We start from the raw sequence: 24,120 nt of genomic DNA on the forward strand, positions 1-24,120 counted from the left end.
GGCTGGGGCGTGGGCGCTCTCCTCCGCGGCTCCCCTACACCACCCCCCCCCCCGCCGGGGCCTTTTTGCCCCCGCGCCCGGGGGGGGGGGGCGCGCCCCCCCCCCCCCCCCCCCCCCCGCGGCAGCGAAATCGGCCGATACCGCGGAAGCTGAAAACGGCCCCCTCCGGCCCTCCGGGCCACCTCCCCCAGAGGGGGAGGATTTCAGAGCCCCAGCCCCTCCACCGCCTCTTCGGCCAGCCGTTCCGCCGCCTTGGTCGAAATCCCCACCGCCTTGCGGGCGTCGAGGTCGAAGGTGATGGCGCTGACGGTCGAGGTGGCCCAGGCCGCGCCGGTGGCTGGGTCGAGCAGCCAGTGGGCGCAGCGCAGGACGCGGCCGTCGGCGCCGACCAGGCCCGAGCGCACCTCCAGCCGGTCGCCCAGGCGGGGCCAGGCCAGATAGACGATCCGGTATTCCAGCACCGCCCCGCCGACCCGCCCGGGCGCGGGCTCGGCCGCCTCGGCGACGATGTCGCGCAAGGGGGCGATGAAGGCGCCGATGCCGTCGGAGACCCGGCCGATGAACTGCTCGGCCCGCATCCGTCCGAAGGCGTCGGTCTCGCCGGTCGACAGGGCGCCCAGGCTGATGCGGGTCAGGCCCAGGGCCTCGGCGCGGGCCAGGCTGGCCTGCGAGACGGCCGGCGACAGGTCGACGCTGCGGGCCCGGGCGCGCTCGGGTACCTCCACCGCCAGGGCCTTGGCCCGTTTACGGACGATCGACGGCCAGGGAAAGGCCTCGCCCTCGCGCGGAGTGACGTGGGCCACCGTGGTCTGGAAGGTGGCGGCCAGCTCGCCCGTGGCCGAATGGACCAGCAGCTGAAGCAGCTTCGCCTCGGTCTCGCCGATCTCGATCACCCCGCCCAGCATGTGCAGCGGCGCGCCGGCGTGGGCTTCCTTGAGGAACCGGATGTGGTGCTCGCGGACCACCAGGGTGGCGTTGGCGTGCGGGACGAAGGCGTGCGGCAGGCCCATCTCGGCCGCCAGCCCCGCCAAGCCCTCCATCGCCCGGACGACGTAGAAGCGCACGTTCATGTGCCCCATCTCGTCGCAGTCCCAGGTATTGACGCCGCCTCGCCAGATCTCGACGCCGGGCAAATCTGGGAAGAGGGTCATGCGGGCGTCCGTGATTTGAGCTTTGGGGGATCAAACCTGATCCGCGCGGGGTGCGCTACCCGCGATCACCCCTCCAGGAAGTCATCGCCCGCTTCATGCGGGCGACCCAAGCCGGGCCAGCCAGATCCTGACATGCGGCTTGGGTCGCCCGGACAAGCCGGGCGATGACTTCTGTTGATTGAAGCTTGGAGTGAGAGGAAAGGGCCGCGCCCTTACTCCCGGCAGTCCTTGCACTTGCCGTGCGCCTCGATCGTCACGCCGGTCAGGGCGTAGCCCGCCGCGGCGCCGGCCGCGATGATGTCGGCCGTGGCCGCTGGCTCGAACTCGCGGGTCGCGCCGCAGCAGTCGCAGATCAGGAAGGCGGCCGCATGGCCGTCGGCCTCGCGTCGGCAGGCGACGTAGGAATTGAGGCTCTCGATGCGATGGGCGAAGCCCTGTTTTTCCAGGAACTCCAGGGCTCGATAGACGGTCGGCGGCTTGGCCGGCGGGCCGTCGACGGCGAAGCTGGAGATCAGGTCGTAGGCCTTCACCGGCGCGCCGGCTTCCAGCAGCAGCTCCAGCACCCGGCGGCGCGGCGCGGTCAGCCGCTGTTCGGCCGCGACGCAGCGGGCCTCGGCGGCCGCCAGCTCGTCGGCCAGGGCGGTCCCGGCGACGCCGTGAAGATGATGGTCGTGATCGCACGCGTGATGGGCCATGGCCTATCAGGTAAAGGCGGGCAGGGGCCCGTGCAAGGGCGGTGCGGCGTCAGGGCTTCCGCTTGAACGTATCGCCCACCTCGGCGGCGCTCGGCCCGTCCGGCCCGGCCTTTTCGCGGGACTTCCCGCCGGTCTTCTCGACCGCCTTGGCGTCGCCCAGGGCGGTGAAGTCGCCTAGGGCTTCGGCCTCGTTGTCCTTGCGGCCGTCGCTGTTGGGTTGGTCGCCCATGCTGGTCTCCTCTTCGAAAGGACAACCGCGCGCGCTCCTGCCTGTTCCAAAGAAAAAGCCCCCGGAGCAGCGCTCCGAGGGCCTCGTTCTCACGTCAGACCGAACGGCTTACTTGCCGAACAGCTTGTTCCAGCGCGGCTTCTCGCGGCCCTTCCAGGCTTCGCGGTGATAGGCGTCGCTGGCGATCAGCGGCACCACGGTGGTGGCTTCGGCGAAGACCATCTGTTCGTAGGTGGTCGAGACCTTGCCCCACGAGGCGGCTTCCTTGAGGGTCGAGGACGAGCAGGCGCCGTCGCGCACGTCGGCCACGGTGATTTGGATGGCGTACTTGTGCATGTCGGCCTCGACGCCGAGGATCTCGGCGCAGACGACGGTGTCCTGGGCGAAGTTCTTCGGAACGCCGCCGCCGACCATGAACAGGCCCGTGGTGCCGGCCGCGATCTTGACGTCGGTCAGTTCACGGAAGTCGGCCACGGCGTCGATCATCAGGTAGGGCGCCTTCTCGGCGATCTTTTCCTTCTGGTGCTTGACCAGGCCGAAGCCCGCCGAGCTGTCGACGAAGGCCGGGCAGAAGATCGGAACGCCTTCTTCGTAGGCGGTCTGGATCAGGCTGCCTTCCTTCTTGGCGTTGCCTTCCGACAGCCACTTGCCCATCTCCCAGATGAACTCGCGCGAGGAATAGCCGCGCGGCTCCAGGCGATTGCAGATCTCCAGGATCGTGTGGTCGCAGGCCTGCAGTTCTTCTTCGTCGATATAGGTGTCGTAGATGCGGTCGATGTAGTTGTCGCGCAGCACGTTGTCGTCGACCGGGCCGGCGGCCTGGTAGTGCTTGAAGCCGAGGGCTTCGAAGAAGTCCATGTCGACGATGCTGGCGCCGGTGGCGACCACGGCGTCGATCATGCCGTTCTTCACCATGTCGCGGTAGACGTGCATGCAGCCGCCGGCCGAGGTCGAACCGGCCAGGATCAGCCAGGTCGAGCAGCCCTTGTCGGCCAGGGCCATGTTGAAGATGTCGGCGGCGCGGGCGGTGTCGCGCGAGCTGAACGACATCTTGCGCATGGAGTCGATGATCGGGCGGGCGTCGAACGAGCTGATGTCGACGTGCTCGACCACGTTCTGGAGGAGCTCGGCCTTGGTGTTCGGAACGGGAGCGTTCATCGCTTCGGTTTCCCTGACTTTGGACGCCCGTCGTTGGAACAAGCTCTTCGCCGGGACGGAGCGACCGGCGGGAGCGAAAAATGCGGCTACGCCCGACGTCTGTAACGTCGGGCGCGGCGCGCGGTTTAACTCAGAACTGACTTAGTGGCGAACCACGTCGGTTTAGCGACGGCGCTTGCGTTTGCCGGCCGCGCCCTTCGGACGCGAGAAGCGAACGACCTTGCGCTCTTCGTTCTCCTGGCGGACCGCCGGGATCGAGCGCTTGGCCAGGCCGTACATTGAGGCCATCGGGGCGTCCTGCACTTCCACGGTGTCGGTTTCGCCGAAGCCGTTGAAGCGGGTCGACATCGCCACGCCGTAGGCGCCGAGCATGCCGATCTCGATGTAGTCGCCCTCGTCGACGCTTTCCGGCAGCCAGAACGGCCCCGGCATGTGATCGACGCTGTCGCAGGTCGGGCCGTAGAACCGGAAGGGCTTGAGGCCCTCTTCCACGACTTCGCCGTTCTTGCGGTACAGCTTCACCGGGAAGGGCCACTTCATGTGCGCCGCGTCGAACAGCGAGCCGTACGACCCGTCGTTCAGATAGAGCGCGTCGCCCTTCTTCAGCTCGACCTTGACCAGCAGCGACGAAGCCTCGGCGCACAGGGCGCGGCCCGGCTCGCACCACAGCTGCGTGCTCTCGTGCACCATCATCTCGGCGAAGCCGCGGTCGATGGCGGCCAGATATTCCGACAGATCCGGCGGGACCATGCCCGGATAGATCGACGGGAAGCCGCCGCCCACGTCGACGACGTCGGCCAGCACGCCAGCGCGCACCAGCGCGCGGGAAGCCTGGGCCATCGCCGCCTGGTAGGCGGTGGGGCGCATGCACTGGCTGCCGACGTGGAAGGACACGCCCATCAGGTCCTGCGTCGCGCGGCGGGCCGCCAGCAGCAGGGCCGGGGCGGCGTGCAGGTCGACGCCGAACTTGCCCGACAGCGAATAGGCCGCGCCCTCGGCCTGCACGCCCATGCGGACGATCAGGTTGAGATCCTTGGCCTGGCCGGTCGAGTCGAGGATCTTGGCCAGCTCCTCGTGCGTGTCGAACGAGAAGGTGCGCACCCCGTGGTCGAAATAGGCGGCCGAGATGGCGCGCCGGCTCTTGACCGGGTGCATGAAGGCCATGCGCGAGCCAGGGGCGTGTTCAGCCACCAGCTCGATCTCGGCCACGGAAGCGACGTCGAACGATCGCACGCCGGCCGTAACCAGCTCGCGGATCACCCACGGGGAAGGGTTCGCCTTCACCGCGTAGAAAACATCGCCTTTGAATTCAGACTGGAACCAGCGCGCCGCTACCGACACCGCGTCCGGTCGCACGAGTGCGACAGGACGTTCCGGTGACCGCTCGCGGACCAGGTCCAGGGGCGTGTGGTACGTGGACAATGCACGTAACCCCCTGTTGGAAGTTAAACCCAGGCCGGCGTTAGCAGCGCTTTTAGAGGACTTCGGGTCCGCCGGAGCCGTGCGAGATAGGGGCAATAGGCGGGGATGTAAAGTCCCTTTTGAACCGACGCTTCCGGGGCGAATTGATCCACGGCATGTCACAAATCCGTTGCGCGGCGCACGCAAAGCAGGGAACGGATTTGCCCGCATCGGAAACCACGTTAAGGATTCGTCCCGACCATGACGTCGGACCCAGTGCTCTCGATCCGTTCCGTCTCCAAGACCTTCGGGTCGCGGAAGGCCCTGAACGCTGTTTCGCTCGACGTGGCGCGAGGCGAGATGATCGCGCTCATCGGTCCGTCTGGCTCCGGAAAATCCACCCTGCTGCGCTCGATCGACGGTCTTCAGACCATTGATGAGGGAGACGGCGTCATCACCGCCTTCGGCGGGCCGGTGCAGGCCAAGGGCAGGGTCGAGGATCAGGTGCGCAAGGCGCGCATCCGCATCGGCTTCATCGCCCAGCAGTTCAACCTGGTCGGCCGGCTGTCGCTGTTCAGCAACGTCGCCTTGGGCTCGCTGGGCCGCATCCCGCTGGTCCGCGGCCTGCTGGGCGCCTGGCCCAGGGAGACCCGCGAGGCGGCCATGGCGGCCCTGCACCGCGTCGGCATCTCCGACTATGCCGGACAGCGCGCCAACACGCTTTCGGGCGGCCAGCAGCAGCGCGGCGCCATCGCCCGCGCCCTGGTCCAGAAGGCCAAGATCATCCTCGCCGACGAACCGGTCGCCTCGCTCGACCCGGTCTCGGCGCGCAAGGTCATGGAGATCCTCCGTGACCTGAACGCCAGCGACGGCCTGACCGTCATCGTCACCCTGCACCAGGTAGACTACGCCCTGCGCTACTGCGACCGGGTCGTGGCCCTGAAGGCGGGGCAGAAGGTCTATGACGGTCCGGCCGACGCGCTGGACCGTGACAAGCTCATCGACATCTACGGCCCGGAATTCGAGGACGTGTTCTGGGAAGGAGCCCCGCAATGATCCGCCGCAGCCTGATCGCTGGCCTTACGCTCTCCGCGCTGGCCCTGGCCGCCTGCTCGGGGCCGTCCGAGGCCCCCAAGGCGACCGACACGGTGACCTTCTCGATCCTGTCGACCGAGTCCGCCCAGAACATGGAAAGCTACTGGGGTCCGATCCTGGCCGACATGGAGAAGCAGACCGGCCTCAAGGTGAAGCCGTTCTTCTCGTCCAACTATTCGTCGCTGATCGTGGCCATGGGCGCCAAGCAGACCGACCTGGGCTGGTTCTCCAACCAGTCGGGCCTGGAGGCGGTGCGCCGCTCGAACGGCGAGGTCTTCGCCCGCACCTTCGATCCGTCGGGCGTCGACGGCTACAAGTCGGTGATCATCGTGCCCAAGGACAGCAAGCTGACCCTCGAGGCGCTGCTGAAGTGCGACAAGTCGCTGAACTTCGGCATCGGCGACAAGAAGTCGACCTCCGGCACCCTGGCCCCGATGACCTACGTGTTCATTCCGGCCGGCAAGAAGCCCGAGACCTGCTTCAAGACCGTGCTGACCGGCAACCACCAGGCCAACCTGTTCGCCGTGGCCAACGGCAAGCTCGACGCGGCCACCAACAACACCACCAGCCTGCGCCTCAACGCCGAGCGCAAGGACGGCCAGGCCGAGAAGGTCAAGGTGATCTGGGAATCGCCGACCCTGCCCGAGGATCCGATCGTCTGGCGCAAGGACCTCGACCCGGTCGTGAAGGAAAAGCTGCGCCAGTTCTTCCTGACCTACGCCCAGGGCGACACGCCCGAGGCCCAGAAGCAGCGCGACAACCTCAAGCGCCTGTCGATCGGCGGCTTCAAGCCGGCCGACGACACCCACCTGCTGACCGTCCGCGAGATGGAGGCGCTGGAGACCCTGGGCCTGGCCAAGGAAGGCGGCGACAAGGCCAAGGTGGCGGCGGCCGAGAAGGCCCTGGCCGACATCCGCGCCCAGCGCCTGGCCGCCGAGGCCAAGGCCGGCCTGCCGGCCGGCTGATGACCGACGCCGCGATCCCGGCTCCGCCCAAGCGCTCGACCTCGGCGCTGGCTTTCGACGCCCTGCTGTGGGGCGGCATCGCCGTGCTGCTGATCGTCAGCTTCAAGCCGGCCGAGATCGACAAGTTCCCCGAACTGTTCAGCGGCTCCAGCCGCATGCAGGAGTTCGCCCGCGGCTTCTTCTCGGCCTTCATCGACCCGCAGCTGTTCATGTCGATGAGCTGGGGCCTGTTCGTCGCCAAGATGTGGGAGACGATCCAGATGGCGCTGTGGGGCACGGTCCTCGCGGTGCTGGTGGCCATCCCGCTGGGCATCCTCGGCGCGCGCAACATCACGCCCTGGTGGATCCAGCAGCCGGTGCGCCGCCTGCTCGACCTGATCCGCTCGATCCCCGACCTGGTGGTGGCGCTGATCTTCATCACCGCCGTGGGCCTGGGGCCGTTCGCCGGCGTCATGGCGATCATGTTCAACACCGGCGGCGTGCTAGCCAAGCTGTTCGCCGAAGCCGTCGAGTCGATCGACAAGGGTCCCGTCGAGGGCGTACGCGCCACCGGCGCCGTCAAGCTGCAGGAGATCGTCTGGGGCGTGATCCCGCAGGTCGCGCCGCTGTGGACCAGCTACGCCCTCTACCGCTTCGAAAGCAGCGCCCGCGCCGCCACCGTGCTGGGCCTGATCGGCGCCGGCGGCATTGGCGCCATCCTCATCGACTCGATCAACGCCTTCCAGTTCGACCAGACCGGCTGCATCGTGCTGGTCATCGTCGTGGCGGTGTCGATGATCGACCTGTTGTCCCAGGCCATCCGCTCGCGGCTGCTTTAGGGTCCGGCCTACCACCCCGTCCGTATTCCCTCTCTTTTTGAGAGAGGGAGGAGCCCATGGCGAAGCCATGGGAGGGTGAGAGGTAACAAACTCCCCGAATGAAGCGCGGTGTTTCCAGCATCGTGCGGTTGGCCGACATCTCGGATCTGCCGCCGACGGTGAAACCCCCTCACCCTCCCACCGCTACGCGGCGGGACCCTCCCTCTCCCTATGGAAGAGGGCGGGAGGTCGATCGCGCCAGATGGCGCCGCAGATGTCCTTTCCCCACCGTACGCGGACAATTTCGGTCCGCCCCCTGTGGCCCTCATGACACAGATTAACCCCTTGAAAACATGTGTCATCGGGCTGTCACAGATCGGTGTCGGAACCGTCATGGCCCGTCCGTAAAGCCCCTCACATCCTGATCCCGCACCTAAGAGGGGGGCGAGGCGCAGGGAAAGCCTCAAGGGGAATCTCAGATGCGGAACAAGACCTCGCTGGTCGCCGGTTCGGCCCTCGGCGCGATGCTCGCGCTCGGCCTGGGCGTCGCGGCCCAAGCCCAGGACCTGGGCGTGAAGTGGAGCGGCTCGCCGCAATTTTCGAACGACGACGTGGCCTTCAAGGTCCGCGGCCGCATCCTGCTGGACGCCGTGTTCCAGGACGTCGAGCGCGACGGTCCCGGCGGCGACTTCGACACCCGCAACGCTCGCGGCCGCCAGGTCTTCCTCGGCGTCGAAGGCAAGCTGAACAACTACTTCGCCTACAAGGCCGAAGGCGGCGCGGTGAACGGCGGCGCCTGGAGCTGGGACGACGTCGTCATCGAGTACAAGCCGAGCGAGCCGATCTCGCTGCTGTTCGGTAACGTCAAGGCGACCGGCCTCGAGAACCTGACCTCGACCCGCTTCACCACCTTCATGGACCGCGGTCCGTACGGCGACTTCGGCGTCGACTCCTACCTGCTGGGCGTCGTGGCCAAGTACCAGGGCCTGAACTACAGCTTCACCGGCGCGGTGCAGGGCAACAGCATCAACACCGCCGACGTCGCCAACGCCGGCGCCGACTCCAAGGAACGCCTCGCCGTCACCGGCCGCTTCCACTACGCGCCGATCGTCACCGACACCGACAAGCTGCACTTGGCCGTGTCGTACCGTTACCGCAACCGCGGCGACGAAAGCGCCTTCGCCTACACCGGCCGCACCAACACCGCCTACACCAACGGCACCACCTTCTACACCACGGGCGCCATCGGCAACCGCGACAACACGCTGGCCGTCGAAGGCGCCTTCGTGCACGGCCCGTTCTCGGTGCAGGGTGAATACTCGTCGATCGACGTGACCCGCGTCGGCGGCGCGGCCGTCGGCGGCGACCCGAAGGTCAAGGTCGGCTACGCCTACGTCACCTTCTGGCCCACCGGCGAGATGCGCAACTACGACGCCGTCGCCGGCGAGTTCAAGCGTCCGAAGATCCTCAACCCGGTCACGGCCGGCGGTTGGGGCGGCGTCGAGCTGGCCCTGCGCTACGACCTGGCCGACACCACCGACGCCTACGACACCCTGAAGACCAAGCCGACCACCTCGCAGGCCGGCAAGTACACGGGCGTCACCCTGGGCGTGAACTACTACCCGACCGCCTATGTCCGCTTCCAGGCGAACTACACGGACGGCGACGTCGACAACTTCGGCGCCAACCAGGACTACACCGTGAAGCAATTCCAGCTGCGCGCTCAGCTGGACTTCTAAGGCCGTCTCTCGCCGGGCGGCCTCGGGTCGCCCGGCCCACTTTTTCCCTCTCAGGAATTTCCGATGAAAAAGCTCCTGTCCTGCGCGGCCGCCGCCGTCGCCCTGTCGGGCCTGGCCGCCGTCCCCGCCCACGCCGCCCGTGACTACGTCTGGGCCGCCGGTTCGTCGACCGTGTTCCCGTTCGCCACCCGCACCGCCGAAAACTTCGCCAAGAAGACCGGCAAGAAGGCCCCGAAGGTCGAGAGCCTGGGCACCGGCGGCGGCATCAAGCTGTTCTGCGGCGGCCTCGGTGAAGGCTTCCCGGACATCGCCAACGCCTCGCGTCCGATGAAGAAGGCCGAGTTCGACGCCTGCGCCGCCAAGGGCGTCAAGGACATCATCGCCATCAAGATCGGCTTCGACGGCATCGTGGTCGCCACCGATAAGGACGGCGCGGACTACAACTTCAAGACCGAGCACCTCTATCTCGGCCTGGCCAAGCAAGTGCTGAAGGGCGGCCAGTTCGTCGCCAACCCGTACAACAGCTGGGACGACGTCGGCGCCGGCCTGCCGGGCAACCGCATCCAGGTCTACGGCCCGCCGCCCACCTCGGGCACCCGCGACGCCTTCGTGGAACTGGCCATCGAAGCCGGCGCCCGCAAGTTCCCGACCGCTGACGCCATCCGCTCGGACAACGAAAAGAAGTTCAAGCAGCTGGTCGATCCGCTGCGTAACGACGGCTGGGTCGACGCCGGCGAAAACGACAACGCCATCGTCGGCACCCTGACCAAGACCCCCGGCTCGCTGGGCGTCTTCGGCTGGTCGTACCTCGAAGAGAACATGGACAAGATCAAGGGCGCCACGATCAACGGCGTGAAGCCCTCGGCCCAGACGATCGCCGACGGCTCCTACCCGCTGTCGCGCTCGCTGTTCATCTACGTCAAGAAGGCCAACATCGGCGTCACGCCGGGCCTGGAAGACTTCCTGAAGGAGTTCACCTCCGACGCCGCCACCGGTCGTGGCGGTTACCTGCAGGGCCGTGGCCTGATCCCGCTGCCCCCCGGCCAGCACCAGGCCCAGAAGGACGCCGTGGCCAAGAAGGCCTCGATGCCGCGTCCGGCCGCCTAAAAGACCCGATCCGCGGCGATATCTCGCCGCGCGACCGAAGATTGCGCCGCGGTCCTATGGGCCGCGGCGTTTTCTTTTGTATAGTGGCCGCTGGTCAGCCCGCGCCACGTTCACGAAAGCCTGGGCCATGGCCGCCGTCCGGCGCCGTGTCACCGACCCCCAAGGGCCATGATCCTCCTCGCGCTCGCCGTCGTCCTGTTCCTCGTTCTTTTGAACGGGGTCTTTTCCATGTCCGAACTGGCGGTGGTCTCCGCCCGGCGGGCCCGCCTCCAGGCCCTGGCCGAGCGCGGCGACAAGGGGGCCAAGCTGGCCCTGGCGATGGCCGAGCACCCGACCCGCTTCCTGTCGGCCGTGCAGGTGGGCATTACCCTGATCGGCATCCTGGCCGGCGCCTACGGCCAGGCCACCATCGCCGGCGCCCTCGACAAGCAGCTCGAGCCGATGCCGGTGATCGGCCCGCACTCCGAGGCCATCGCCACCACCATCGTCGTCATCGGCCTGACCTATGTGTCGGTGATCCTCGGCGAGCTGGTGCCCAAGCGCCTGGCCCTGATGTTCCCGGACGTCATCGCCCGCCGCATGGCCCCGTTCCTGGCCGTGGTGGCCACGGTGCTGCGCCCGTTCGTCACCCTGCTGACCGTGTCGACCGCCGCCATCCTCAAGCTGATGGGCGTGCGCGACGAGCGCAACAGCGGCATCACCTCCGAAGAGGTCGAGACCGTCCTGGCCGAGGGCGCGGACGCCGGCCTGATCGAGCCCGAGGAGCGCTCGATGATCCAGGAGGTGCTGCGCCTGGGCGACCGCCCGGTGCGCGTGGCCATGACCCCGCGCCGCGACCTCTACTGGATCTCGCTGTCCGACGAGCCCGCGGCTGTCCAGGCCGAGGTCCGCGAGTGCCCCTATTCGCGCATCGTCGTGGCCCTGGAAGGCGACCTCGACGGCGAGATCGGCGTGGTGCTGAAGAAGGACCTGCTGGACTCCTGCCTCGGCGGCGAGCCGCTGGACCTGCGGGCCCACATCCAGCAGCCGATCGCCATCCCCGAGACCATGTCGCTGCTGCGCGCCATGGCGGTCTTCAAGCAGACCTCGCTGCACATGGCCCTGGTGGTCGACGAGTTCGGCTCGGTGCAGGGCGTGATCACGCCGCTGGACCTGCTGGAGATGATCGCCGGCGACTTCCCCGAGGATCACGACGAGGGCGAGCGCCGCATCCTGCGCCGCGAGGACGGCAGCTGGCTGGTCGACGCCCGTCTCGACATCCAGGAGCTCAACGACGCCCTGGGCGAAAGCTTCGAGGCCGAAGGCGGCTACCACACCGTCGCCGGCCTGATCCTCGACCGCCTGGGCCGCATCCCGGCCGAGGGCGAGATCCTGCATCTGGGCGCCTTCGACGTCGAGATCGTCGACATGGACGGCTCGCGCATCGACAAGGTCATCCTCAAGGCCGGCAAGGGCCGCGACGAGGACGAGGACTGACGGACCGACGCGAGGGCGGACGATGAGCAATCCCGGACCGTGGGGCGCCCCGCCGTCGGCGGAATCCGACCCCGCGCCCGCGCCCACGTCGGCGCGGTCGTCCAAACCGTCCTGGCGGCGCTGGCTGGCCTGGCTGCTGCTGGCCGGGGTGATCATCGCCGGACTGGCGCTGCTGGGGCGCTGGGCGCCTTGGGGACCGCGCGACAGCTATGACTGGACCTACGTCCTGATGTGGGGCGTGGGGATCGTGATGTTCACCGGCGCCCTGCTGCGGGCGACGCGGCGAGAGGCCCTTCGCGGGGTGGGGTTCGCGGCCCTGTGGCTGGTCATCGCCGCCGTCCTGGGCATGGGCTATCTCTATCGCGCCGAACTGGCGGAGGCGCCGCGGCGGCTGCTGATGGCCCTCAATGTCGGCGCGCCGGTGACGACCGGCGAGCATGAGTTGCGGGTGGCCAAGGACGCCGGCGGCGCCTTCGTGATCATCGGCCAGGTCAACGGCGTGCGCGTGCCCTTCCTGGTCGACACCGGCGCCTCGCACACCGTGCTCAGCCCGGCCGACGCCCAGCGCATCGGCATACCGGTCGAGACCCTGGCCTACGACCAGACCGCCGAGACGGCCAACGGCCTGGGCTATGGCGCGCAATGGACCGCCGACCGCCTGACCATCGGCCCGATCGTCCGTCAGGACTTCGCCATGGACGTCAACAAGGCCCCGATGAGCGGCTCGCTGCTGGGCATGAGCTTCCTCGACACCCTGGAGTCTTACGAGGTCCGCGACGGGGTGCTGATCCTGCGGTGGCGATAAGTTCTTCCCTCTCCCCTTGCGGGAGAGGGGGGGCCGCGAAGCGGGTCGGGTGAGGGGTCTCTCAGGCCTTGAAGCTGTTTGCGGCGGTCAGGCCGGGTAAAGCGTCTCCTGTTTGAGAGACCCCTCATCCGACGGCCTTCGACCGCCACCTTCTCCCGCAAGGGGAGAAGGGGATCGTATCAGGCCGCCGTCTTCCTGCGGATCCGGGCCAGCCGCCGAAGCCGCCGCCAGAAGCGGGTCTTTTCCGGTTCGGGATAGGGCTGCAGGTTCTTGAAGAACTCCTCGGCGCAGGCGCGCCACGAGAAGCCCTCGGCGAACTTGCGGACCAGGCCGTGGTCGATGTCGAGGCAGGCCAGGCACGCCTCGCGCAGGCCGTCCGTTTGACCTGGGGCCAGCACGCCGGCGCCGGAGCCGGGGATGATGTCGATCGGGCCGGGGGCCGAGAAGGCCGCCACCGGCACGCCGGCGGCCATGGCTTCCAGGATCACCAGGCCGAAGGTGTCGGTCAGGGACGGGAAGCAGAACACGTCGGCGCAGGCGAAGTAGCGGGCCAGTTCGTCGCCGAACTTGGCGCCCAGGAACTTCACCTCGGGATATTTCTCGGCCAGCTCCTCGCGCTGGGGACCGTCGCCGATGACGACCTTGGTGCCCGGCAGGTCGAGGCTGGCGAAGGCCTCGATGTTCTTCTCGACAGCCACGCGGCCGACATTGAGATAGATCGGCCGGGCCAGGCCCTCGAACAGGTCCGGCTCGCCTGGCAGGCGCGGCTTGAAGACGTCGGTGTCGACGCCGCGCGACCAGGGCGAGATGTTGCGGAAGCCGTGGCGCACCAGCTCGTCGCGCATGGTCGGCGTGGCCACCATCAGGCGGCCCGACGGCTTGTGGAACCAGCGCATGTAGGTGTAGCCGGCCGCCAGCGGCAGCGGCAGGCGGGCCGAGACGTACTCGGGGAAGCGCGTGTGGTAGCTGGTCGTGAACGGCAGCTTCCACTCCAGGCAGATGCGGCGCGCGGCCAGGCCGATCGGACCCTCGGTGGCGATGTGGATCGCCTCGGGCTCGAACGACTTGAAGCGCTCCTGCACGGGCTCGTAGGCGCCGATCGCGAGCTTGATCTCGGGATAGGTGGGCAACGGGAAGGTGGGGAACTGGTCAGGGCTGACCACGTCCACCTCATGGCCCATGGCGCGAAGCTCGGCCATCACCTTGGTGAGGGTCCGAACCACACCGTTGACCTGCGGTTCCCATGCGTCGGTGGCGAGAAGTATCCGCATCAGGCGGCGGCAGGCTCCGGCAACGGGGGCTCGACGGCGAGCGCCCGGGCCCTGTCGATTACCGACCAGGACCTCATCTTGGACCATTCGAGGATTTCGAGCTGGCCGTCCATATGCTCCACCAGAGCGGTGCAGCTTTCAACCCAGTCGCCGTCGTTGACGTAAAGAATACCGTCGATCTCCCGCATCTCGGCCTTGTGGATATGGCCGCAGATCACGCCGTCGACGCCACGGCGGCGGGCCTCGTCGGCGACGGCGGCCTCGAAGTTCTCGATGAACTGCAATGCGTTCTTCACCTTGACCTTCAGATAGGCCGAGAGGCTCCAGTAGCCGAACCCCATCCTCCGCCGCGCGCGGTTGAGCAAAGTGTTCAGCATGAGGATGGTTCTATAGGACCAATCCCCGAGGAAGGCGAGCCACTTGGCGTGCTGCACCACGCCGTCGAACTCGTCGCCGTGGACCACCAGGTAGCGCTTGCCGTCGGCGGCCTCGTGGATCACGTCGCGGGCCACGACCACGCCGCCGAAGTGGGTGCCGCAGAAGTCGCGGACGCGGTCATCGTGGTTGCCGGGAACGTAGATCACCTCGACGCCCTTTCGGGCCAGGCGCAGGATTTTCTGCACCACGTCGTTGTGGCTCTGGGGCCAGTACCAGCCGCTGCGCAGCTTCCAGCCGTCGATGATGTCGCCGACCAGATAGAGGCGGTCGCACTCCACATGGCGGATGAAGTCGAGCAGCAGCTCGGCCTGACAGCCGCGCGTGCCCAGATGGATGTCGCTGATGAAGATGCTGCGATAGCGGCGAACTTCGATCTCGGCGGCCATGGCCTCGGCTCCCCAGCGCTGCGGCGGGCCGCCCCCGCGACGACCGCCCTCCCATGCGAGAACTGAAGGTGGCGGATAAGCTGATTGCATGTCGCTTTAATGAAACCGTCCGGGTTCGGCGCGGGGTCGTTCGCGGCGAATCGCCGCCGCCGGGCTGGTCCCGACGGGCCGGGCGCCGTAGGGTCAGCCTTCGTTTCGACCAGTCCCTGCGCATGCGGCGGGCGCGTTCGAGGCGCCGTCGCATGGGCCGCATCCCTTGTGTTCTTTGGGAAAACGGCTGTTGCAGCGCAGCATGCTCCGCACTAGATCACGCCCATGGACGCCGCCCGCCTCGCCAAGGACACGCCGAAATCGCTGAAGACGCGTGCGCGGATTCTCGATTGCGCCATGCGTGTGTTCGCCGAGACCGGTTATCACGCGGCCACCAACCCGGTGATCGCCGACGCCGCGGGCCTGACGCGCGGGGCGATGCTCTATCATTTCCCGACCCGCGAAGCCCTGGTCGAGGCCGCCGTGGCCCACGTCCAGGCCGCCCGCTCGGCCCTGTTCCGCGCCGCCGCCGACAGCATCCCGGCCGGGGCCGACGTCACCGAACACGCCATCGATAGCTATTGGGACCTGTTGCAGAGCGAGCCCTTCCTGGCCTTCGCCGAGCTCGAGGCCGCCGGCCGCACCGACCCGGCCATCCAGGCCTTGCTGGCCCCGGCCCAGGCCGAGTTCGACCGCGCCCAGGCCGGCGACCACTTCCTGAAGATCCTGCACGCCGGCGCCGGCCCGCGCTTCCAGGCCAGCCGCGACCTGGCCCGCTTCATGCTCGAAGGCCTGGCCCGCACGACCCTGACCTACGACACCGACGGCCGCCGCGAGCGCCTGCTGATGCTGATCAAGCGCGCCACGCACATGCTGAACCGCAAGGGCGATATCCAGGACCTGTGGCCGGACTGACCTGATCCCTCTCCCCTTGCGGGAGAGGGTGGCCTCCGAAGGAGGTCGGGTGAGGGGTCTCTCAGAAGTTTGCGGAGAGGTCTTTCGACCCCTCATCCGTCGGCTTCGCCGCCACCTTCTCCCGCAAGGGGAGAAGGGCTAGATGGGGATCGGCAACGCCGTCGTGAACTTGATCTGCTCCATGGCGAAGCTCGACGACACGTCGGTCAGCGGCGCCGTCGCGATCAGGCGCTTGTAGAAGCGGTCGTAGGCGGCGATGTCCTTGACCACCACCTTCAGCAGATAGTCGACCTCGCCGCTCATCCGGTAGAATTCGGTCACCTCGGGCAGGGCCGAGGCGCCCTTGGCGAAGGTCTCCAGCCAGGCCTCGTCGTGGCGACCGGTCTTCACGGCCACGAACACCGTCAGCGGCAGGTCCAGGGCCTCGCGGTCGAGCAGGGCGACGCGGGCGGTGATGACGCCGGTGTCCTGCAGCCGCTTCAGCCGCTTCCAGCATGGGGTCTGGGACAGGCCCACGCGCTCGGCCAGCTCCGCGATCGAGACGGTGGCGTCCTCCTGCAGGATGGCGAGCAGCCGCCGATCGATATGATCGAGATCAATCATCTCTCTGAATCGCCTAGCGGAGATTGAATTTCTCCAAACCTGCCTTCCAGCCTCAAGATCGACAATGCCTTTCTCGCCGGACGGGCGCACGCTTCTCCTGTCGATCGAGGAAACAGGGGACCTTCGATGCTGCAGCTGTTCACCCGCCACCCGCGCCAGGTCGGCGAGACCTATGGCGAGCATTTCGCCATGGCCTGGAGCTTCGGCCTGCCGATGGTCGCCGCGGGCCTGGCCTGCCTGGTCCACGGCCTGCTGCCTTTCCTGTTCGAGCGCACCGGCAGCGACTGCGTGAAGGCCCTGCACGCCCGGATGAAGGGGCGCGGCGCCCCCGCCTCGGCGCTGGCTCCGGCCGGCTACCAGGCCTTCGACGCGGCGATCTGAGCCGACGATCCTTCGGTCGAAGCGGGTCTTTTCCGGCGTTTCGTCCGCACGGGGCGCGATTTCGAAGCCTCGCCGAAGATCCGTCGTCTTTGCGCCCGGCCCTCTTGGCGCGCCGCCGATCCCCGGCCATGGTCCACCCGCAGTCGGGAGGACGAGCATGAGTTTCTGGACGCGCCGCAAGGCGATCGACGGGGCGGGCGCGGGCCATGACGGCCACGTCCTGAAGAAGACCCTGAGCTGGCCCCACCTTGTGGCCCTGGGCGTCGGCGCCATCGTCGGCACCGGCATCTACACCCTGACCGGCGTCGGCGCGGGCCTGGCCGGGCCGGGCGTCATCCTGTCCTTCCTGATCGCCGGCGCGGTCTGCGCCTGCGCGGCCCTGTGCTACGCCGAACTGTCGACGATGATCCCGGCCTCGGGCAGCGCCTACACCTACAGCTACGTCGCCATGGGCGAGCCGGTGGCCTGGGTGATCGGCTGGAGCCTGATCCTCGAATACACCCTGGTCTGCGCCGCCGTGGCGGTGGGCTGGTCGGCCCACGCCCAGGGCCTGTTCAAGATCGTCGGCACGCCCGACTTCCTGCTGGCCGGTCCGCATGCGGGCGGGATCGTCAACCTGCCGGCCGTGATCATCTCGATGGCGGTGGCCGGCCTGCTGGCCCTGGGCACCCGCGAGAGCGCCACGGTCAACATGGTGCTGGTGGTGATCAAGATCGTCGCCCTGGCGGTGTTCGTCGTCCTCTGCCTGCCGGCCTTCGACGCCAGCCACTTCACCCCGTTCATGCCCAAGGGCTTCGCCGCAACGCCGGGTCCGGACGGCATCAAGATCGGCGTCATGGCCGCCGCCAGCTTGATCTTCTTTGCCTTCTACGGCTTCGACGCGGTGTCGACCGCCGCCGAGGAGACCAAGAACCCCAAGCGCGACCTGACCATCGGCATCGTCGGCTCGATGGCCGCCTGCACCCTGATCTACATGGTCGTCGCCGCCGTCTCGATCGGCGCCTCGCGCGCCGAGGTGTTCTCGGCCAGCGAAGCGCCGCTGGTCTTCATCCTCGAAAGCCTCAAGCACCCCAAGGTCGCGCAAGGCGTGGCCCTGGCGGCGGTGGTCGCCCTGCCGACCGTGATCCTGGCCTTCATGTATGGCCAGAGCCGCATCTTCTTCGTCATGGCCCGCGACGGCCTGCTGCCGCGCGCCCTGGCGCGGGTCAACGCCAGGACCGGCACCCCGGTGCTGATGACCGTTCTGACCGGCGTGCTGTCGGCGGTGCTGTCGGGCCTGCTGCCTCTGAAGGAGATCGCCGAGCTGGCCAACGCCGGCACCCTGGCGGCCTTCATCGCCGTCGGCGCCTCGGTGATCGTGCTGCGCCTGCGCGAGCCGAACCGCCCGCGGGTGTTCTCGACCCCGGCCTGGCCGGTCGTGGCGTCGGGCGCCATCCTCGGCTGCCTCTATCTATTCTACAGCCTGCCGGCCAAGACCCAGCTCTACTTTCTCTACGCTCAGTTGATCGGGCTCGCGATATACTTCCTTTACGGCGTGCGACGCAGTGTCCTCGCGAAAGGCGCGTCGCCCACGGTGTAAGTTCTGGGCGTGGGGACGGGCTTGAGGGGTTCAGATGAGCGATCTCGACCGTTTCCTGCGTTTCTGGCCCATCGCCCTGGTCATGGGCGGGTCGCTGCTGGTCACCGGCTGCGGTGGCGGCGGTGGTGGAAGTCCGACCACGGGCGTGACGACGCCGGTCACGCCGCCCGCGCCGCCGCCGCCCCCACCGCCTCCGCCGCCCAGCGTCACCAGCGCCGAATACACCCGCAGCTGGGGCCTGGCGGCGATCCACGCCAACACCGCCTATGACGCCGGCTACACCGGCTCGGGCGTCACGGTGGCGGTCATCGACACCGGCGTCGATTCTACCCAGGCCGACCTGTTGGGCCGGATTTCATCGGCCTCGACCGACATCGTCACCGGCCGCAACGAGCTGGCCAATCCGAGCGACCGCCACGGCGCCCGGGTGGCCGGCGTCATCGCCTCCAACTTCAACGGAACCGGCACGATCGGGGTGGCCTACGGCTCGACCATCCTGTCGATCCGCGCCGATACCGCCTCGACCGATCCCGATTGCGCGGAGTGCATCTTCGGCTCGGCCAACCTGGCGCGGTCGATCGACTACGCGGTCGCCAACGGGGCGAAGGTGATCAACCTGTCGCTGGGCGGCGAGACGACGCTCGGCACGACCTTCGAGGCCGCCCTGGCGCGCGCCACCGCCGCCGGCGTGGTCGTCGCCGTCGCGGCCGGCAACGAGGGCGAGGCCGATCCGACCTGGCCGGCGCGCTACGCGGTCGATTCCCGCTACCAGGGCTCGCTGCTGGCCGTCGGGGCCCTGACCCAGAGCGGAACCCTCGCCAGCTTCTCCAACAAGGCCGGCGTTGCGGCCAACGGCTACATCGTCGCCCCGGGCGAGCAGGTGGTCACCGACTGCGACGCCGCCGGCAGCTGCTGGCGGATCTCGGGCACCTCCTTCGCCGCCCCGCACGTGGCCGGCGCCCTGGCGCTGCTGCTGCAGGCCTTTCCCAACATCTCCGGCCGCGACGCGGTCTCGATCCTGCTGCGCACGGCCGCCGATCTCGGTACGAGCGGGACCGACAGCACCTACGGCCGCGGCTCGCTGGACCTGACGCGGGCCTTCCTGCCGGTGGGAACCAGCAGCCTGGCGGTGGGCGAGGGCGAGACCACGGTGCTCGACACCGTCGAACCCGGGACCAACATCTCCGGGCCGTTCGGACAGGCGATGGCCCGCGCCGACGCCCTGACCACGGTGCTGACCGACGACTACAACCGCCGCTTCGTCGTCGACCTGGCGGGCATGGCGCCGTCGGCCTCGCGTCGCGGCGTGGGCGACCTGCCGCCGCCTTCGGCCTCCAGCGCGGTGGTGCTGGGCGGGCCCAGCCTGGCCGGCGCCCAGCTGGCCTTCAGCGTCGAGGCGCCTCTGTTCGAGGACATGCCCAACGCCAGCGCTCCCGACCTGCTGCTGGGACCCCAGCCGATGCGGTCGGCGCGGATGCAGGCGGCCTTCGGGCGCTTCAGCTTCTCGACCTGGAAGGGCGAGGGCGGCGCGCCGGCCCCGGCCGGCCCAGAAGGCCGCGACGCCTTCCGCATCGTCGCCCGCCCGGACCAGACGGTGCAGGCCGCCGTGCGCGTGGGCCGCTTCGCCTTCAGCGCCGAGCAGGGCGAGGCCATGCGCCGCCGCCCGCTCGAAATCACCGAGATCAAGGCTTCGCGCTACGTCTCTGTCACCGGCCAGACCGCGGTCGGCGGCGGGGTGCTCAGCGTCACCGCCGGAACCCTGGACGAGCCGCTCGGCCCGCTGGGCTCGTTCCTGGCCCCGGGCTCGACCTTCGCCCTGCCGTCGACCACGCGTTTCACGGCCGCGGCCTTCGACCTGTCGCCGCGTCCGGGGGTCAGCCTGCGGGCCGAGGCCTCGATGGGCCGGATGTCTGGCCAGGGCGGCCTCTTCGGCCTGGACGGGGTGGTCAGCGGCGCCTGGCGTCTGGCGGCCGCCGCCGATTGCGGCCTGGTCGGCTGGTCCTGCGCCCAGCTGACCTTCGAGATCAGCCAGCCCCTGCGGGTCGAGGGCGGGCGGTTCACCGCCACCCTGGCCGACGCGCCGCTGTCCTACGAGGATCCGCTGACCTATTCGACCCGCCGGTTCAGCGCCTCGCCCGACGGGCGCGAGATCGACCTGCGCCTGGGCGTCGAGCATTCGCTGGGCGGCGAGCGGCGGATCAGCGTGCGCGGCGGCGTGGCCCTGGAGCCGGGGCACGACGCTTCGGCCGCTCCGGAGCTGAACCTGGCCGCCACCTATCGGGCCCGCTTCTGACGGCGCGTCCATAGGCTCTTCCATTCCGGTGCGCGCCGACTAAAGTCGGCGAATAAAACGATCGTTTGACGCGACGCGCAGGAAGGAAGACGCCATGGCCCTCGACCGCGAGACCCGCGACCAGCTGCTCGACATGGTCGCCCGCTTCGTGGCCGAACGGCTGCGGCCGATCGAGGCCCAGGTGGCCGAGAACGACGCCGTGCCCGACGCCGTGATCGCCGAGATGCGGGATCTGGGCCTGTTCGGCCTGTCGATCCCCGAGGAATACGGCGGTCTTGGCCTGTCGATGGAGGACGAGGCGCTGGTGGCCATCGAGCTGGGCCGCGCCTCGCCGGCCTTCCGCTCGGTGTTCGGCACCAATGTCGGCATCGGCAGCCAGGGCCTGGTGATGTTCGGCTCTGACGCCCAGAAGGCCAGGTGGCTGCCCGGCATCGCCTCGGGCGAAACCGTCACCAGCTTCGCCCTGACCGAGCCCGAGGCCGGGTCCGACAGCGCCGCGGTGCAGACCCGCGCCACGCTGGACGGCGACGCCTATGTGCTGAACGGGACCAAGCGCTTCATCACCAACGCCGGCAAGGCTTCGCTGTTTACCGTGATGGCCCGCACCAATCCCGAGGCCAAGGGCGGCTCGGGCGTATCAGCCTTCCTGGTCGAGGCCGGCCTGCCGGGCCTGCACGTCGGCAAGGCCGAGAAGAAGATGGGCCAGCAGGGGGCCCACATCCACGACGTGACCTTCGAGAATGTCCGCGTGCCGGTCGAGAATCGCCTGGGCGCGGAAGGCGAGGGCTTCAAGGTCGCCATGCAGGTGCTCGATCGCGGCCGGCTGCACATCGCCGCCGTCTGCACGGGCGTCGCCGAGCGCTTGATCAAGGACTGCGTGGCCTATGCCAGCGAGCGCAAGCAGTTTGGCCAGCCGATCGCCAGCTTCCAGCTGATCCAGGCCATGCTGGCCGACAGCAAGACGGAGGCCCTGGCCGCTCGCGCCCTGGTGCTGGAAACCGCCCGCAAGCGCGACGCGGGCGAGGGCGTGACGCTGGAGGCCGCCGCCGCCAAGCTGTTCGCCTCGGAAATGGTGGGCCGGGTCGCCGATCGGGCGGTGCAGATCTTCGGCGGCGCCGGCTATGTCGCCGACTACGGCATCGAGCGACTATACAGAGATGTTCGGATCTTCAGGATCTACGAAGGCACCAGCCAGATACAACAACTGGTCATCGCCAGAGAAACCCTGCGTCGCGGCGGATAGTCGCAAGCATATCTGGGTAGAGTGCGGCGGTTTGACGCGCTCTAAACGGGAAAAGTTTTACGGCCGTTAACCATCATCCGCGAAGTTGAACCTCGATATTCCAATCGAGGAAACGGCCAGATGAGCCAGGACTACGCCCTGAGTGACCGCGTTGCGTTCATGGGTCTCGACGATCGAGCCCGTGCGGCCCTGCGGGCTCTGCGTCCGCTTATCGAACGGGAGATCGGCCCGGCGCTGGCGACCTTCTATGACAAGGTCAAGGCGACGTCCGAAACCCGCCGCTTCTTCGGCGACGAGCGCCACATGGACGCCGCCGGATCCCGCCAGAAGGCGCACTGGGGCGTGATCGCCCAGGGCGACTTCAGCGACACCTACGTCAAGGCCGTGCGCACGATCGGCGAGACCCACGCCCGCATCGGTCTGGAGCCGCGCTGGTACATCGGCGGCTACGCCCTGGTCAGCGAGCATCTGGCCCGCGCCGCCATCAAGGACGCCTGGCCCAAGGGCTTCCTGGCCAAGGGCGACGGGGCCGACAAGGCCGGTGACGCGGTCTCGGCCCTGATCAAGGCGGTCATGCTCGACATGGACTTCGCCATCTCGATCTATCTCGAGACCATCGAGACCGAGCGCAAGCGCCTCGAAGAGGTGCGGCAGGTCAACGAGCGCAGCCAGAACGCCGTGGTCCAGGCCCTGGGCGAGGCCCTGGCGCGCCTGGCCGAAGGCGACCTGGCCTCGCGCCTCGACATTGAGGTCGGCGCCGACTTCCAGAAGCTGAAGGGCGACTTCAACGCCGCCGTGGCGACGCTGGAGGAGGCCATGGCCGCCGTCTCGGCCGCCACCGACGGCATCCGCTCGGGCACCGACGAGATCGGCGTCGCCGCCGACGACCTGTCGCGTCGCACCGAACAGCAGGCCGCCAGCCTGGAAGAGACCGCCGCCGCCCTCGACGAGATCACCGCCACGGTGAAGCGTTCGGCCGCCGGCGCCCGCAAGGCGTCCGACGTGGTGGCCGGCGCCAAGACCGAGGCCGAGCGCTCGGGCGTGGTCGTCAACGACGCCGTCGCCGCCATGGGCGAGATCGAGACCAGCTCGCGCGAGATCAGCAACATCATCGGGGTGATCGACGAGATCGCCTTCCAGACCAACCTTTTGGCGCTGAACGCCGGGGTCGAGGCGGCTCGGGCCGGTGACGCCGGCAAGGGCTTCGCGGTCGTCGCCTCGGAGGTGCGGGCCCTGGCCCAGCGTTCGGCGGAAGCGGCCAAGGAGATCAAGGCCCTGATCGGCGCCTCGTCCAAGCAGGTCGAGGCGGGGGTGACCCTGGTCGGCCAGACCGGCGAGGCCCTGCGCGGCATCGTCGACAAGGTCGGCGAGATCGATGCGCTGGTGGGCGAGATCTCGTCCTCGGCCCAGGAACAGTCGAGCGGCCTGGCCCAGGTCAATATCGCCGTGAACCAGATGGACCAGGTCACCCAGCAGAACGCCGCCATGGTCGAGCAGACCACGGCCGCCACCCACTCGCTGAAGGGCCAGTCGTCCGAGCTGACGCGCCTGATCGGCGGCTTCAAGACGTCCCGCCAGGCCGCGCCGATCGCGGTCCAGGCCCCCCGACCCGCGCCCCGCCCCGCCGCCGCTCCGCGCGTCGCGTCTCGGCCCGGTGTGACGGCGTCTCGCGGCTCCGCCGCCGTCGCCATCAACCAGGACTGGGAAGAATACTGAGTTTCTCCAGTAACCGGGGCGCGGCGTAGCGTAACGCGCCCCGGACCTTTCTTCGCTGCGTTCTCCTCCTGCACCTTGGCCCGCCTTCCGGCGGGCCTTTTCTTTGGCGGGCGGCGAGGCCGGGAAGGGCGCACGAAAAAGGGGCCTGCGCGGCCCCCGAAATCATAGCTCCAGACAGCAAAACGCCCCCGCCGGACCGGCCGTGGCGCATCCCGTGGGGAAGCGCCGGCCTGGACCAGCGGAGGCGTTTGAAAACCCCCGTTGGGAGGGCGCGTAAGACTTACGCGCCGCCCGGGAAGCGGAAGGGGACCTTCACGGTGCCGGTCTTGGCGCCCATCGGCAGCTTCTCGGCGATGCACATGGCCGCCTTGTCGAAGCCCTTGCCGGCCGCGCTGTTGTCGACGACCTTGCAAGCCGAGAGCTTGCCGGCGTCGGCAGTGCACTCAAGCATCACCTGGGCGGCGTCCTTGGTGTTCGCGAATTGTTGCAGGCAACGACCCATTTGGTCTTCAAAGCCGCCAGCGGCCGAAGCGGCTTGAGCGACAAAAAAGCTGCCGGCGATTCCCGCGGCAATAGCGATCGGATATTTCATCCCGCTGCTCCTAGTATTTTCTCTTCGTCCATTGGACGTTGCGCCAACCGGACGC

22 protein-coding genes are annotated in these 24,120 nt (G+C 68.5%); 13 read left to right on the forward strand and 9 right to left on the reverse strand.

Annotation, left to right across the window (positions count from 1 at the left end):
• Window positions 1-203: 203 nt before the first annotated feature.
• From I4Q42_RS24685 to I4Q42_RS24705, 5 genes are all read right to left on the reverse strand, one after another.
• Entirely contained in the window at window positions 204-1,151 is a 948-nt protein-coding gene (locus I4Q42_RS24685; protein ID WP_198578761.1) for a thioesterase family protein, read from the reverse strand.
• Between the two features lie 212 nt (window positions 1,152-1,363).
• A complete protein-coding gene (locus tag I4Q42_RS24690) occupies window positions 1,364-1,846 on the reverse strand; it encodes a Fur family transcriptional regulator (protein ID WP_198578762.1) in 483 nt (160 codons plus the stop codon).
• Window positions 1,847-1,895: 49 nt separating this feature from the next.
• Entirely contained in the window at window positions 1,896-2,075 is a 180-nt protein-coding gene (locus I4Q42_RS24695; protein WP_198578763.1) for a hypothetical protein, read from the reverse strand.
• Between the two features lie 108 nt (window positions 2,076-2,183).
• On the reverse strand, window positions 2,184-3,233 hold the full coding sequence (locus tag I4Q42_RS24700; protein WP_058347333.1) for a 1,9-bis(guanidino)-5-aza-nonane synthase: 1,050 nt from the start codon (window positions 3,231-3,233) through the stop codon (window positions 2,184-2,186).
• A 162-nt stretch (window positions 3,234-3,395) separates the two neighbouring features.
• Window positions 3,396-4,655, reverse strand: a complete 1,260-nt coding sequence (locus I4Q42_RS24705) for a type III PLP-dependent enzyme (RefSeq protein ID WP_198578765.1) — start codon at window positions 4,653-4,655, stop codon at window positions 3,396-3,398.
• Window positions 4,656-4,895: 240 nt separating this feature from the next.
• Between I4Q42_RS24705 and phnC the strand changes: the two genes are divergently transcribed.
• The 7 genes from phnC (at window position 4,896) to I4Q42_RS24740 (ending at window position 12,618) form a co-directional block, all read left to right on the forward strand.
• Window positions 4,896-5,690, forward strand: a complete 795-nt coding sequence (gene phnC, locus I4Q42_RS24710; protein WP_198578766.1) for a phosphonate ABC transporter ATP-binding protein — start codon at window positions 4,896-4,898, stop codon at window positions 5,688-5,690.
• Window positions 5,687-6,694 (forward strand): phosphate/phosphite/phosphonate ABC transporter substrate-binding protein, encoded by a 1,008-nt coding sequence (gene phnD / locus I4Q42_RS24715; protein ID WP_198578767.1) that lies wholly within the window; start codon window positions 5,687-5,689, stop codon window positions 6,692-6,694. The genes phnC and phnD overlap by 4 nt, the downstream gene beginning before the upstream one ends.
• Window positions 6,694-7,512 carry a phosphonate ABC transporter, permease protein PhnE gene (gene phnE / locus I4Q42_RS24720; protein ID WP_198578768.1) on the forward strand — a complete coding sequence of 273 codons (819 nt, stop codon included), beginning with the start codon at window positions 6,694-6,696 and terminating at the stop codon, window positions 7,510-7,512. The genes phnD and phnE overlap by 1 nt, the downstream gene beginning before the upstream one ends.
• A 458-nt stretch (window positions 7,513-7,970) precedes the next feature.
• Window positions 7,971-9,230, forward strand: a complete 1,260-nt coding sequence (locus I4Q42_RS24725; RefSeq protein ID WP_198578769.1) for an OprO/OprP family phosphate-selective porin — start codon at window positions 7,971-7,973, stop codon at window positions 9,228-9,230.
• Window positions 9,231-9,293: 63 nt separating this feature from the next.
• The gene (locus I4Q42_RS24730; RefSeq protein ID WP_198578770.1) at window positions 9,294-10,337 is read left to right on the forward strand and encodes a substrate-binding domain-containing protein; all 1,044 of its coding nucleotides are present in this window, start codon (window positions 9,294-9,296) and stop codon (window positions 10,335-10,337) included.
• Window positions 10,338-10,505: 168 nt separating this feature from the next.
• Complete coding sequence (locus I4Q42_RS24735; RefSeq protein ID WP_198578771.1) at window positions 10,506-11,813, forward strand: hemolysin family protein; 1,308 nt, start codon at window positions 10,506-10,508, stop codon at window positions 11,811-11,813.
• A 22-nt stretch (window positions 11,814-11,835) separates the two neighbouring features.
• A complete protein-coding gene (locus I4Q42_RS24740) occupies window positions 11,836-12,618 on the forward strand; it encodes a TIGR02281 family clan AA aspartic protease (protein WP_198578772.1) in 783 nt (260 codons plus the stop codon).
• A 179-nt stretch (window positions 12,619-12,797) separates the two neighbouring features.
• On the opposite strand, the gene I4Q42_RS24745 is transcribed toward I4Q42_RS24740, so the two are convergent.
• A complete protein-coding gene (locus I4Q42_RS24745; protein ID WP_198578773.1) occupies window positions 12,798-13,889 on the reverse strand; it encodes a glycosyltransferase family 4 protein in 1,092 nt (363 codons plus the stop codon).
• Window positions 13,889-14,713 carry a UDP-2,3-diacylglucosamine diphosphatase gene (locus I4Q42_RS24750; RefSeq protein WP_110118626.1) on the reverse strand — a complete coding sequence of 275 codons (825 nt, stop codon included), beginning with the start codon at window positions 14,711-14,713 and terminating at the stop codon, window positions 13,889-13,891. Before I4Q42_RS24750 ends, I4Q42_RS24745 begins: the two co-directional genes overlap by 1 nt.
• A gap of 315 nt (window positions 14,714-15,028) precedes the next feature.
• On the opposite strand from I4Q42_RS24750, the gene I4Q42_RS24755 reads away from it, so the two are divergent.
• On the forward strand, window positions 15,029-15,658 hold the full coding sequence (locus tag I4Q42_RS24755; protein ID WP_198578774.1) for a TetR/AcrR family transcriptional regulator: 630 nt from the start codon (window positions 15,029-15,031) through the stop codon (window positions 15,656-15,658).
• Window positions 15,659-15,796: 138 nt separating this feature from the next.
• Here I4Q42_RS24755 and I4Q42_RS24760 read toward each other — a convergent pair whose 3' ends face one another.
• Entirely contained in the window at window positions 15,797-16,261 is a 465-nt protein-coding gene (locus I4Q42_RS24760; protein WP_198578775.1) for an Lrp/AsnC family transcriptional regulator, read from the reverse strand.
• A gap of 126 nt (window positions 16,262-16,387) precedes the next feature.
• On the opposite strand from I4Q42_RS24760, the gene I4Q42_RS24765 reads away from it, so the two are divergent.
• The 5 genes from I4Q42_RS24765 to I4Q42_RS24785 all read left to right on the forward strand — a co-directional run bounded on the left by I4Q42_RS24765 (window position 16,388) and on the right by I4Q42_RS24785 (window position 23,473).
• The gene (locus I4Q42_RS24765) at window positions 16,388-16,642 is read left to right on the forward strand and encodes a DUF6356 family protein (protein WP_198578776.1); all 255 of its coding nucleotides are present in this window, start codon (window positions 16,388-16,390) and stop codon (window positions 16,640-16,642) included.
• A gap of 157 nt (window positions 16,643-16,799) precedes the next feature.
• Entirely contained in the window at window positions 16,800-18,221 is a 1,422-nt protein-coding gene (locus I4Q42_RS24770; protein WP_198578777.1) for an amino acid permease, read from the forward strand.
• Window positions 18,222-18,255: 34 nt separating this feature from the next.
• Window positions 18,256-20,514, forward strand: coding sequence for a S8 family peptidase (locus tag I4Q42_RS24775; RefSeq protein WP_198578778.1), 2,259 nt, complete (start codon window positions 18,256-18,258; stop codon window positions 20,512-20,514).
• 94 nt (window positions 20,515-20,608) lie between these two features.
• Window positions 20,609-21,757 (forward strand): acyl-CoA dehydrogenase family protein, encoded by a 1,149-nt coding sequence (locus I4Q42_RS24780; protein ID WP_198578779.1) that lies wholly within the window; start codon window positions 20,609-20,611, stop codon window positions 21,755-21,757.
• A gap of 120 nt (window positions 21,758-21,877) precedes the next feature.
• Window positions 21,878-23,473 carry a methyl-accepting chemotaxis protein gene (locus tag I4Q42_RS24785; protein ID WP_198578780.1) on the forward strand — a complete coding sequence of 532 codons (1,596 nt, stop codon included), beginning with the start codon at window positions 21,878-21,880 and terminating at the stop codon, window positions 23,471-23,473.
• A gap of 280 nt (window positions 23,474-23,753) precedes the next feature.
• On the opposite strand, the gene I4Q42_RS24790 is transcribed toward I4Q42_RS24785, so the two are convergent.
• Window positions 23,754-24,065 (reverse strand): hypothetical protein, encoded by a 312-nt coding sequence (locus I4Q42_RS24790; RefSeq protein WP_110118619.1) that lies wholly within the window; start codon window positions 24,063-24,065, stop codon window positions 23,754-23,756.
• Window positions 24,066-24,120: the final 55 nt, after the last annotated feature.

Origin of the sequence: Caulobacter hibisci (genome assembly GCF_016135805.1) — a bacterium.
In the GTDB taxonomy this organism is placed as follows: domain Bacteria; phylum Pseudomonadota; class Alphaproteobacteria; order Caulobacterales; family Caulobacteraceae; genus Caulobacter; species Caulobacter hibisci.